General features: G+C 43.3%; 10 protein-coding genes. 3 read left to right on the top strand and 7 right to left on the bottom strand.

Annotation, left to right across the window (positions count from 1 at the left end; genetic code table 11):
* From ACT3RN_RS11355 to ppc, 3 genes are all read left to right on the top strand, one after another.
* The coding region (locus ACT3RN_RS11355) for a hypothetical protein (protein WP_444518654.1) at positions 1-78 on the top strand (78 nt) is incomplete at its 5' end.
* A gap of 127 nt (positions 79-205) precedes the next feature.
* A complete protein-coding gene (gene lldD, locus ACT3RN_RS11350; RefSeq protein ID WP_068408375.1) occupies positions 206-1,348 on the top strand; it encodes an FMN-dependent L-lactate dehydrogenase LldD in 1,143 nt (380 codons plus the stop codon).
* A gap of 270 nt (positions 1,349-1,618) precedes the next feature.
* The gene (ppc, locus tag ACT3RN_RS11345) at positions 1,619-4,393 is read left to right on the top strand and encodes a phosphoenolpyruvate carboxylase (RefSeq protein WP_442062456.1); all 2,775 of its coding nucleotides are present in this window, start codon (positions 1,619-1,621) and stop codon (positions 4,391-4,393) included.
* 321 nt (positions 4,394-4,714) lie between these two features.
* Here the strand turns inward: ppc and ACT3RN_RS11340 are convergent, their stop codons facing one another.
* The 7 genes from ACT3RN_RS11340 to ACT3RN_RS11310 all read right to left on the bottom strand — a co-directional run bounded on the left by ACT3RN_RS11340 (position 4,715) and on the right by ACT3RN_RS11310 (position 11,894).
* Positions 4,715-5,764 carry a dipeptidase gene (locus ACT3RN_RS11340; RefSeq protein ID WP_180952532.1) on the bottom strand — a complete coding sequence of 350 codons (1,050 nt, stop codon included), beginning with the start codon at positions 5,762-5,764 and terminating at the stop codon, positions 4,715-4,717.
* Positions 5,764-6,918: a pyrroloquinoline quinone biosynthesis protein PqqE gene (gene pqqE / locus ACT3RN_RS11335; RefSeq protein WP_068407050.1), complete on the bottom strand. Its 1,155-nt coding sequence runs from the start codon at positions 6,916-6,918 to the stop codon at positions 5,764-5,766. Before pqqE ends, ACT3RN_RS11340 begins: the two co-directional genes overlap by 1 nt.
* Positions 6,915-7,199 carry a pyrroloquinoline quinone biosynthesis peptide chaperone PqqD gene (gene pqqD / locus ACT3RN_RS11330; protein WP_068407047.1) on the bottom strand — a complete coding sequence of 95 codons (285 nt, stop codon included), beginning with the start codon at positions 7,197-7,199 and terminating at the stop codon, positions 6,915-6,917. Before pqqD ends, pqqE begins: the two co-directional genes overlap by 4 nt.
* A complete protein-coding gene (gene pqqC, locus ACT3RN_RS11325) occupies positions 7,196-7,954 on the bottom strand; it encodes a pyrroloquinoline-quinone synthase PqqC (RefSeq protein ID WP_192992258.1) in 759 nt (252 codons plus the stop codon). The genes pqqD and pqqC overlap by 4 nt, the downstream gene beginning before the upstream one ends.
* A 21-nt stretch (positions 7,955-7,975) precedes the next feature.
* A complete protein-coding gene (gene pqqB, locus ACT3RN_RS11320; protein WP_068407044.1) occupies positions 7,976-8,887 on the bottom strand; it encodes a pyrroloquinoline quinone biosynthesis protein PqqB in 912 nt (303 codons plus the stop codon).
* A gap of 71 nt (positions 8,888-8,958) precedes the next feature.
* Entirely contained in the window at positions 8,959-9,033 is a 75-nt protein-coding gene (pqqA, locus tag ACT3RN_RS11315; RefSeq protein WP_082894360.1) for a pyrroloquinoline quinone precursor peptide PqqA, read from the bottom strand.
* A gap of 257 nt (positions 9,034-9,290) precedes the next feature.
* Positions 9,291-11,894: a membrane-bound PQQ-dependent dehydrogenase, glucose/quinate/shikimate family gene (locus tag ACT3RN_RS11310; RefSeq protein ID WP_192992256.1), complete on the bottom strand. Its 2,604-nt coding sequence runs from the start codon at positions 11,892-11,894 to the stop codon at positions 9,291-9,293.
* Positions 11,895-12,149 lie beyond the last annotated feature (255 nt).

The following is a 12,149-nucleotide window of genomic DNA, read 5'->3' as shown; positions in this document are numbered from 1 at the left end:
CTAGACCCAACCAATAGCTTTAATCCCGGCATCGGTAAAATGTCGAAAACCAAACGTAACTGCTCGTGCTGTGTGTAATAGTGAGTGTGGGTTGAGCTTGCCGCTTCAAAAATAAGCCAATTGCATCCATCGTTTAGCACTAATCAATAAATAATTAGAGATTCAAAAATATTACATAGATATTTAACAGAATAAGGGCAAGCGTATGATTATTTCATCTCCAAACGACTACAGGGCTGCTGCCAAGCGCCGACTGCCACCATTTCTATTTCATTATATAGATGGCGGTGCTTATGAGGAATATACCTTAAAACATAATGTTGAAGATTTATCGAAAATTGCCCTTAGACAACGTGTACTAAATGATATGTCACTGCTTAGTCTCGAGACGCAGTTATTTAATGAAACTCTGTCTATGCCTGTCGCGTTGTCACCCGTGGGTCTGACAGGTATGTATGCCCGCCGCGGAGAAGTGCAGGCCGCTATGGCAGCCGATCAAAAAGGCATTCCGTTTACCATGTCGACAGTTTCGGTTTGTCCGATTGAAGAAGTAGCGCCTAAAATTAACCGTCCGATGTGGTTTCAGCTTTATGTATTAAAGGACCGAGGTTTTATGAAAAATGCCTTGGAGCGTGCCAAAGCGGCGGGGTGTTCGACCTTGGTTTTTACGGTAGATATGCCAGTACCAGGGGCACGCTACCGAGATATGCACTCTGGTATGAGCGGTAAAAATGCTGCTATGCGCCGTTACTTACAGTCTATGACGCATCCGCAATGGGCATGGGATGTAGGGCTAAATGGCCGTCCGCACGATCTGGGCAATATCTCTACTTATTTAGGTAAGCCAACAGGATTGGAAGACTATATAGGCTGGCTAGGTAATAACTTTGACCCCTCTATTTCTTGGAAAGATTTAGATTGGATTCGCGAGTACTGGGATGGGCCTATGGTCATCAAAGGTATTTTGGACCCAGAAGATGCCAAAGATGCGGTGCGTTTTGGAGCCGACGGCATAGTCGTATCGAATCATGGTGGGCGACAGCTGGACGGTGTTTTATCCAGTGCACGTGCTCTGCCTCCTATTGCCGATGCAGTTAAAGGAGAGATTAAAATTTTAGCCGACTCTGGTATACGTAATGGCTTAGATATTGTGCGTATGTTGGCTTTGGGCGCTGATATTTGCATGCTAGGGCGCGCTTTTATTTATGCTTTAGCAGCGGATGGCGGTGCAGGGGTAAGCAATTTGTTAGAACTGCTAGATAAAGAAATACGCGTCGCAATGACCTTGACTGGTGCCAAAACGATTGCTGATATTAATTCTGACTGTTTAGTAAAGCTGGAGAATTAAACTTGAAGCCGTTAGTTTAGTCATCAATCGTAATAATGAAACTCATAATATTGTTGGCTGACTAGGGATAGACAGATATACCATTACAGGAATGGCTGACCCAGTATCACCAAAAAATAAATGATTAATACATAAAGCTGACAACGTCTTGGCTGATGAGAAGCGAGAGCTTCGAGATCCACATAAACAGGTTAAATGGCTTACACCATAGAAAACCTACATTTAAGACCGCACGACTATATTTGAATGAATTTGATCAGGAGATCAAGGATGACTATTGATAACGACGTACTACGTGAACGCATCAGCTTATTAGGCTCATTTCTAGGAGAGGCGATTTCTCGGCAAACGGGCGAACAAACACTCAACACGATTGAAACCCTACGCCAAGGTTTTATCCAGCAACGCCGGGCGCCTAACGCAGCGAACCAGCAACAACTCATCGACTTTATTGCCTCGTTAGACAACCAAACCTTAAAAAATGTCATCCGCAGCTTTTCTATCTATTTCTTCTTAGCCAATCTCAGTGAAGAAAATTACTTACGAGAACAACGTCAAGCCTTGCGTATGCAATCGGAACATAGCTGGGAAGGCTCGTTTCGGCGTACGCTGCTTGAATGTCGTGAGCGCAATATTGAACCCGCCCAAATGCAAGAGCTGATTGAGCAACTAAAATTTATCCCAGTATTCACCGCCCATCCGACTGAAGCGCGTCGCCGTACGACGATGAATCTATTGCAGAGTTTATTCAAGCATAGCGATGCTTTGAATAATCTTCCTGAAAACAGTTTCGCCTATGAGCAAGCGAAAGAACAAACGGCGCAAACCATTGATTTATTATGCTCATCTGATGAAGTACGGACGCGTAAACCTTTAGTCTATGACGAGATCAATAATGGCCTGCATTATTTCAATGCCAGTTTATTCAGCGCCATTCCCAAAGTTTACCGTAATATTAAAGACGCCATTGTTGATATCTATCCTGAGCTAACAGACTATCCCTTACCGGCGTTCATGAGCTTTGGTTCTTGGATCGGTGGTGACAGAGATGGCAATCCCTTTGTCACTCATGACACCACAGAAATGGCCGTATTGATGCATGCCAATACCGTCTTGCGTCACTATCAAGTGTTGATCAAAAAATTGCGTCGTGAACTGATTCACAGCGATACAATTGTCGCTATCGAACCTGACGTGTATACAAAAATTGAAAGTTATCGTGAGCTCGACAGACGAGTCTTTGATTACAATACTGACGATTACAACAATGAGCCGTACCGAAGACTGTTATCGATTATTCTTGCCAAAATAAAATCGACTAATAGCCATATTCAAAGCAAAGGTACAGACCTCGACGCCGCACACGATGCTTACGCCAACCCACAAGAGTTGTTAGAAGATTTACGTATCATCCGAAAAAGTGTCAATACTCATGACAAAGCACATAGTGACGGCTTATTACTTGATACGATTCGTCTGGTCAAAACCTGCGGCTTTCATCTAGCAGCGCTCGATATTCGCCAAGAATCGTCTTATCATAGTGAAGTGATTGCTGATATTTTCGCCAATGCCTCGAACTTACCAGACTATCAGACTCTGGGTGAAACCGAGCGCCAAGAATGGCTAACGCGCTTACTTGAAAAGCCCGGTACACCGCTCATTTATACCGATAACTTGAGTGATAAAACACGCGAACAATTGGCTTTGATGAACTCTGTGGCAACCTTACGTAAACTGGTCGGGCAAGATACTTTCGGCAGTTACGTCATATCAATGACCAATAACGCCAGTCAATTATTAGAAGTGTTACTACTCATGCGCTTTGCAGGCTTATGTACAGTGAATGACGAAGGGCAACTGTCCGCTGACTTACCCGTCGCACCCTTGTTTGAAACCATCGAAGACCTTAAAAATATCGATAAGATTTTACCTGCCGTCTTGGATAATCCGCTTTATCGAGGGTTGCTGCAACACTTAGATAACACGCAAGAAATCATGCTGGGTTATTCAGATTCATCAAAAGATGGCGGTATTATCACCTCTGCATGGCAGCTGTATAGCGCGCAGCAAACCATTAACCGTATCGCTGAGGAATATGGTATCAAAACCCGCTTGTTTCATGGCCGTGGTGGCTCTGTCAGTCGTGGTGGCGGCTCAACACATAATGCAATTGCCGCTCAGCCCGCAGGGACACTGCATGGAGAAATTAAAGTCACCGAGCAGGGCGAAGTCCTTTATGCCAAATATGCCAACACCGATACTGCTGTATTTGAGCTTACCATGGGCATCACTGGTACCCTCAAAGCGTGCTCAACAAGATTTGTGGTGCAACCGCCTGAACTACCAAATTATGAAGCACTCTTTGCGCGTCTAGCCGATGCGGGTGAACAAAGTTATCGTACGCTTACTGACCATACCGAAGGGTTTTATCAGTTCTACTCACAAGTGACGCCAGTGCAGGAAATCTCTTTATTAAATATCGGCTCACGCCCAGCGCACCGTAACAAAGGTCTGCCTAGTAAGACAACCTTGCGGGCGATTCCCTGGGTATTTGGTTGGTCTTTAGCGCGCTTTACCCTACCAGCTTGGTATGGCGTAGGTAGTGCTCTTCATAGTGTTAAACAAGACGAAGCTTTAATGAGGGAGATGAACAGTTGCTGGCCATTTTTTAACGTATTTATTAGTAATATTGAAATGGCGTTTACCAAGTCTGAGATGAGCATTGCTCAGGCTTATAGTCAGTTATGTGAAGATGAGGGATTACGTGAAAAGATTATGCAAGCGGTAATCGATGAGCACGAGCTGACATTTTCAGGTTTAAATTCTTTGCTTAACCAGACATCATTATTGGCACATCAGCAAAACCTTGCCGCGTCACTGCAGTGGCGAAATGCTTATTTAGATCCGATTAACTACATACAAATCGAGTTGTTGAAACGTGCCAGACAAAAAGACACTATATATGATGACGGTGACTTTAGTGTTGAAGATCCATTAATCCGTAGTATCAATGCTTTGGCAGCGGGTCTACGCAATACGGGTTAATTAATAGAGAATTACGTTCAGATATCTAACTTATGACCTAAATACATTGACTTCCTTTAATTAAATTAAGAAGGTTGAAAAGGTGTAAGGGTCAACTAATTTAGATGTGGGTGGGTTTCTATCGTCAGGCTCCCTAACTAAAATCTCCCGAATTTTTTTATACGGATTTGACGGTAGGGGTCAGTCAGCTACCAGCTATCGAGACGACCCGTATGTAACTTGGTGAAACAGATGCTTGATTATGCCACTACAGTCTATTAATTAGGCAGCAATTGAGACAAGATGTTAGAAAAAAATATTGCCTCTCAAAAAGCTCGATTATCACTGCCATATCCTATCCAGCACAGTGAACCAATTCTTTGACGTAATCTTTTCAATGAGTGGATCGGAGAAATGTCGTTGTTGCATGTGCTCAATCAGCATAGAGATTTGACTGATATCAGATAACTCATCTGGCAATAGACAACCATCAAAATCAGAGCCAAAACCGACGTGATCTTCGCCTAAATGGTCAACTAGATAATCAAGATGATCGACAATCACATCAACTGAAGTTTGCGTGTTGCGTTGACCGTCAGCACGAAGAAATGCAACATCAAAGTTCACCCCAACCATACCACCGCTTTGTTTAATGGCAGCCAGTTGCTGGTCAGTCAAATTCCTTGCTTGCTGACATAACGCGTGTGCATTAGAGTGTGTCGCGACAATGGGCTGATCAATAATCTCTAACGTATCCCAAAAAGCACGCTCATTCATATGCGACACATCGATTAGCATATGTTTTTCACGACACTTTAGAATGAGGTCTTTACCTTGATCCGTGAGACCAGATCCTGTATCGGGAGAATGAGGAAAGGAGGCATTTAAGCCATCACCAAAGAGGCTTTTTCTATTCCAGAGTGGCCCTATACTTCTAAGACCTGCATCATAAAAAACATCCAATAACTCAGGTTTAATGGCTAAAAACTCAGCACCTTCCAAATGAAGGATGATGGCTAATTGCTGATTCTGCTGACAGGCTTGAATTTGCGCTAAAGACTTACAAATCTGAATCTGACCGTCTGATCGCGCCTGTAATTGTTGCACAAGTGCCAACTGTGCACAGCAAATATCCACGATTTTTTGCGGCTCAAAATCTAAGCCTGAGAGATTTGATAACTTGTCAGGATGGTTTTTTTTAACATAAGCGTAGGGCGGCAGGAAAATAGAAAATAAGCCGCCCATCCATCCCGCTTTCTGACAACGTTGTAAATCCAAATGTCCTGGTAGCGTACCATAAATGAAATCATGCACAGGATCTGCGGCTGCACTCAGCCACAGTCGGGTCAATAGGTCGTTATGTCCATCAAATATCACAGGCTGAGCATTCATTATTCATCCATTACCGTACGAGTAGGAATTAATTGCTCTTGACTCAATAGCTTTGAGTTTTTAGGGTTCCTAAAGCGTAACTCTTCAAAGGAAACTGGCGTTTCACTGTTTATACGCGCTTCCTCGATCAGATAATGATAAGGTGATTTGCCACACACAGGATCGGCATTTTTGGCATCCCCAGTCAGCATAAACGCTTGGCAACGACAGCCGCTGTAATCCCGCTCTTTATCTGGGCAGCTTTGGCACATGTCAGGCATCCAATCGTCACCGCGAAACTGATTAAAGCTCGCAGACTCATACCAAATATCTGCAAGTTGGGTGTTGCGTACGTTAGGGAACTGTATTGGTAATTGTCTGGCGGCATGGCAAGGTAGGGCTGTGCCGTCCGGTGCCACAGTCAAGAAAATCTTACCCCAACCATCCATACAGGGTTTAGGACGTTCTTCGTAATAATCAGGAACGACAAAAATGAGTTTACATTTGATGCCACGTTTTTCAATTTTCTTGCGGTGCTCATTGGTAATACGCTCGGCTCGAACCACTTGCGCTTTGGTTGGTAGTAAGCCTTCGATATTCTCAAATGCCCAACCATAAAACTGACAAATGGCCAGTTCAACGGTATCGGCTTCCAGCTCTAAGCACAGCTCAATAATCTGATCAATCTGATCAATATTCTGCCGATGAATGACAAAGTTGAGCACCATAGGATAGTTGTACTGCTTGACCAGACGTGACATCTCATACTTTTGTTCAAAGGCATGTTTTGAGCCAGCCAATGCATTGTTAACCGTTGGATCACTGGCTTGGAAACTGATCTGAATGTGGTCAAGGCCAGCCTCTTTTAATCGAGCAATCCGAGATTCGTTCAATCCCATGCCTGATGTGATTAAATTGGTGTAAAAACCTTTGTTATGAGCATAAGCGACCAATTGTTCTAAATCTTGACGAACGAGTGGTTCACCGCCAGAAAAGCCGAGCTGCACCGTGCCCATTTGCCGCGCCTGATCAAGAACATCGAACCATTCTTGCGTTGTCAGTTCCTGCTTATACTGAGCATAATCAACAGGATTAGAGCAATAAGGGCATTGTAATGGGCAGCGATAGGTAAGCTCAGCCAATAGCCATAATGGCAGTCCTACTGGCGCAGTCATACTAAATCAATCCAATGTTCACGTTGAGCCACCAACATATATTCGATAATGTCTTGCTCGATTTCAGGTATATCACCAAACATAGCCTTCACCTTTTTAATAATATCAGCAATGGACGCTTGACCATCAATGTGTTGACCGATGATGCTGGCACTCTCATTTAATTTGATCATCCCTTCAGGGTACAGCAACACATAAGCGTTCTGTGCAGGCTCAAACTGAAAGCGATAACCATGACGCCATACTGGGACGATAGAGTGATCTAGTTCAGGTAAACTCATTTGAACAATCCTTTATGCCAGACATTATCATCAGTGACGCTTTGGTAAGGGGCTTGATTATGGACATAGACCAAGCTCAAAGAATCCAAAATGGTCCACAAAATATCCAGTTTAAATTGTAGGATCTCTAGCATACGCTCTTGTTGTTCAACTGTTTTGAATGAGTCGAGCGTAATGGTTAGGCCATGCTCAACATCGCGGCGGGCCTGACTTAAGCGCGAGCGAAAATAGGTATAACCTTGCTCTTTAATCCAAGGATAATGTTTTGGCCAAGACTCTAAGCGCGATTGATGAATCTGCGGGGCAAAAAGCTCTGTCAGTGAGCTGCTGGCTGCTTCTCGCCATGAGGTACGACGCGCAAAATTTACATAAGCATCGACTGCAAAACGTACACCCGGCAACACCAATTCTTCAGAAATCACTTGTTCGCGGCTAAGACCAACCGCTTCTGCCAGACTCAACCATGCTTCACGACCGCCACCATCAGGATACACGCCATCTTGATCAATCATGCGCTGAATCCACTCTTGACGCACCCGCTGATCGGGGCAATTCGCCATGATTGCCGCATCTTTCAAGGGAATATTGATTTGATAATAGAATCTGTTGGCGACCCACGCTTGAATCTGCTGTTGAGTCGCTTGTCCTTCATGCATCATGATATGAAAAGGGTGGTAAATATGGTAATACTGACCTTTAGCCATAATCGCTTGTTCAAAGGCCTCTACGCTTAGGGCTATTTTTTCTTCTTGCATTATCTTCATTTTGCTGTCGCCTTACAATTCAATCTGCATACCATCAAACGCCACTTCAACACCGTGTTGTTTCAATGTTGCAGCCTGTTCAGATTGTTCATTCAATATTGGGTTGGTGTTATTAATGTGGATCAATACCTTACGAATGTTTTTGAGCTGATCTAAATAGTGCAGTGATCCATCTTCACCACTAATGTGTAAATGCCCCATGTCTTGGCCTGTTTTTGTACCGACACCGCATTCTTGCATCTCACTGTCAGTCCATAAAGTGCCATCAATCATCACACAATCAGAGGCTTCCATAATCTGCATAATATCATCGTCAATTTTGCCCAAACCTGGCGCGTAAAAGAGTTGTTTTTGCGTTTTTAAGTCTTTTACAATCAGCGCAATATTATCGCCATCATGGGGGTTATTACGATGTGGCGAGTAGGGTGGTGCCGAGCTTCTAATCACCAAAGGCGTCAATTCTAAATTGCTAAAACCTTCAATATTAAAGGTCTGTTTCGGATCAATTTGGTGATATTGCAGGCCACCATTCCAGTGTTTCAACATATTGAAAATAGGAAACCCTGTCGTGAGATCTTGGTAGACCATCTCAGTACACCAAACAGGAATCGGACACCCTTCTCGCAGGGTCAATAGCCCAGTCGTATGGTCAAGCTGACTGTCCATCAAAACCACATTCGTGATGCCTGTATCTCTCAGGTTACGTGCTGGCTGTGCCGCCTTAAATTCAAATAATTGCTGACGAATATCAGGTGACGCGTTGAATAAAATCCAATCTATGCCATTCTCTGATATGGCTATCGAAGACTGGGTGCGGGTCTTTGCTTCAATTGTGCCTTGACGAACACCATGACAATTATAGCAATTGCAATTCCACTGTGGAAAACCACCACCAGCCGCTGAGCCTAAAACGTGAATATACATAAATCAATATTTCCAAAAAAATAAAAGCCCTAATCATCTAGGGCTTTTAATGTATTTAAGTCTAGTAAATTTTAACGCGCTTCAAAATACATAGTGACTTCGAAACCGATACGGATATCTTGAAAAGCTGGTTTAGTCCATTGCATAGGATTACTCCGGAAAGATCTCACTAGCTAATAAGTAAGATTAGTAAAAAGAATCTTTAATGGTATTCTAATCTAGCCCCTGCTGTCAAATCTGTAAAAAGACGGGAAACATTTTAGTTACGCAGTCTAACAGTAGTAATCAAACTATACTTATCTTGGCATATACCACTGTTCATTGTAAGGTAAATTGGATATATGCCTTAGTAATAAAACGGCAATGAATCAAATCATTACCGCTTCATTAAACAGGTATGATGTTACTTGGCTTTGTCAGCAAGTTTATAAGCCATAACATAATCCCCAATAGTAGTACCAACTGAACCATGTCCACCAGCTACCAATACGACCATCTGCTCACCTTTAGAATTTAGATAAGTCATAGGCGTCGCTTGGCCACCTGCTGGAATACGAACATTCCACAATACATCGCCATTTTTTAAATCATAGGCGCGGAAGTTGTTTTCAGTAGCCGCTGACAAAAATGCTACGCCTCCTTTTGTGATGATGGGTCCGCCAATACCAGGAACACCCAGCTCAAACTTCAATGGAATAGGGGACAAATCTTGCACGGTACCGTTTCTACGTTGATAGGCAATCTCACCGGTTGCTAGGTCAGCACCCGCTACTGTGCCCCATGGTGGTTGCTGACAAGGAATGCCTAACGGTGATAAAAATGGTCCCAGCTCTACCGCGTAATCTGCACCTTTATTTTCATTAACTCCTTGCTCTCCTGTATTGGTTTCTCCCTCACCAAGATTGTCTCTAGGAATGAGTTTTGATGTAAATGCCAAATAAGTTGGCATACCAAACATTACGCCATTTTCAGGATCAACGGCGAGGCCGCCCCAGTTAAAGGTACCGAAGTTACCAGGATAGACCAAACTGCCATTCGTCGATGGTGGTGTATAACGACCATCATAATTGAGTTGGTTAAACTCAATACGGCACATCATCTGATCAATGAGGCTAGCGCCCCACATGTCTTTTTCTTTCAACATCGGCGGCTCAAAACTCAAACCAGAGTAAGGTTGCGTTGGAGCGGCATGTTCACCTGCAACCAAGTAACCTTGCGGCGCGGCGCGTTCTTTGATCGGTACGATTGGCTCGCCTGTTGCGCGATTCAATACATACACATCGCCTTGTTTGGTGGGAACAACCAGTGCAGGCTGAACACCTTCTTTGGTTTTTAAGTCAAGTAAGCTTGGCTGAGCTGGCGTGTCCATATCCCAAAGATCATGGTGAACAAATTGTTGAACCCAGCGCGCTTTACCTGTTTTAATGTCTAAAGCGACAACAGACGTCGCATATTTTTCTTCATCTGCGGTTCGATAGCTGCCTAATTGATCCGGTACACGATTGCCCATAGGGAAATAGACCAAACCAAGTTCTTCATCAGCGCTGGCGATCGCCCATGAGTTTGGTGAACTGGTTTTGTACATCTGAGTTGGATCATTGACATCGAAAGGCGCTGTGTTATCAGGATCTCCTGAATCCCAGTTCCATAGTAGCTCGCCAGTATTGACATCATACGCACGAATAACACCAGAAGGTGAATTGACGTCGTAGTTATCATTAACGGCACCTGCCACCACAATCGTATTGCCTACCACTATCGGAGGCGACGTTGAATAATAATAACCCGCTTGTTTAAATGGCATATTGTGCATTAAATCTAAAGCACCATCTTTACCAAAATCTTGACAACGTTGCCCAGTATTTGGGTCAAGTGCATATAACTTAGCATCGGAAGTTGGAATAAATATTTTTGCATCGCATTGCTTAGACGCGTTTTCAAAGGTATTACCAGCTACTTTCTGAACTGGTGTATGGCCGGTCTTGACAGTTGTGTTAGTCACAGCTGCATTATTACTATTTGTCTCATCATTAATAACTGGAGAAATACTATCAGTACCAGCTTGACCTGCATAATAGGACACGCCTCGACACGTTTGATGTTGGCGTTGTAGATTTTTTCCTACTTTGGGGTCAAACTTCCATAATGTTTGACCAGAGTCTGCGTCCAAAGCTAATACCCAGTTGTGTGGAGTGCACATATATAGGGCATTGCCAATCTTTAAAGGAGTTGCCTGATAGGTGGTCTCACCGATATCATTAGGACCTTTGACATCACCTGTTTGAATTTGCCAAGCAAGCTCTAAGTCTTTGACATTATCAGTGGTGATTTGAGTCAGAGGCGAGTAGCGCTGCCCATAGTCAGTACCACCATACGCGCTCCACTCACCCTCTGGCGTTTGCTCGCCATTTGATAACGGAACACCAAGATTTGTAGGTGTTGAATTTTGATCAGCACCATCTTTGGCAGTTAAATTGAGTTCACCTAACTTATCGGTGGCATTATTAGCCATACTACCAAAAGAGATCAGTGCGCCCACAACCACACTAGCCAGCAATCCCCAATAATAAATAGGGTTTTTTGAGTTATTTTTGGCGTCTTTGAAGGGAGTTGTAATAAGATTTTCGGAATGTAAGCTCGATGTACCATTAGCAACTAAATTTTTATCAGAGCTCTTTGATACTCGAGTTTTATTACCCTGCATCTTGTTAGATACCCATGGCAATAACATTAATAAACCAAATATCAGCGGAAAGCCCAAGCGAGTTGCCAGTGCCCACCAATAAAACCCAGATTCCCAAAGCGCCCAAGCCAGGGTCGCTATAATAAAAATAGTATAGAGCCCATAGGCGCTCCAATGTCTTTTAAATAGCAAGAATGCTGTGACAAGCATCGTAATGCCAGCAATAACATAGTAAGCGCTACCGCCTAACGAGAGTAAGTAGGTACCTCCAATAAGCAAAGGTGCGGCAAAAACCGCCATAATAATAGCTATGAATTTTTCCATGAGCGGAACCACCTGTTTATATAAAAGCAGATTGGCATGCAATGATGGACGACCAGTTAAAACTAGACGTCCATCATTACATACCTATGTAATTAACAAATAAATCAAACGTCGAATAACGTTTTGGACTTTATTTTATCACTTATACACAAGATCAGTAAAGGTGAGGTAAGATAGGAAAAACTGTTTGGTAAGTGTTTTAGATACTAGGGCGTGTCTTCATTTTAAAAATGGTAATAAAAATTAGATAAATTG

This window comes from Psychrobacter sp. AOP5-GZ1-6 (assembly GCF_052376345.1).
GTDB lineage: Bacteria > Pseudomonadota > Gammaproteobacteria > Pseudomonadales > Moraxellaceae > Psychrobacter.
Note: the sequence above shows the minus strand (reverse complement) of the source record. Positions and strands in the feature narration are given on the sequence as shown.

Coding starts and splice junctions, on each gene's coding strand:
- pqqB (WP_068407044.1), bottom strand. CDS start 8,887: ATGTATATTCACGTTTTAGGCTCAGCGGCTGGTGGTGGTTTTCCACAG.
- lldD (WP_068408375.1), top strand. CDS start 206: ATGATTATTTCATCTCCAAACGACTACAGGGCTGCTGCCAAGCGCCGA.
- pqqD (WP_068407047.1), bottom strand. CDS start 7,199: ATGAGTTTACCTGAACTAGATCACTCTATCGTCCCAGTATGGCGTCAT.
- ppc (WP_442062456.1), top strand. CDS start 1,619: ATGACTATTGATAACGACGTACTACGTGAACGCATCAGCTTATTAGGC.
- ACT3RN_RS11310 (WP_192992256.1), bottom strand. CDS start 11,894: ATGGAAAAATTCATAGCTATTATTATGGCGGTTTTTGCCGCACCTTTG.
- ACT3RN_RS11340 (WP_180952532.1), bottom strand. CDS start 5,764: ATGAATGCTCAGCCTGTGATATTTGATGGACATAACGACCTATTGACC.
- pqqE (WP_068407050.1), bottom strand. CDS start 6,918: ATGACTGCGCCAGTAGGACTGCCATTATGGCTATTGGCTGAGCTTACC.
- pqqC (WP_192992258.1), bottom strand. CDS start 7,954: ATGCAAGAAGAAAAAATAGCCCTAAGCGTAGAGGCCTTTGAACAAGCG.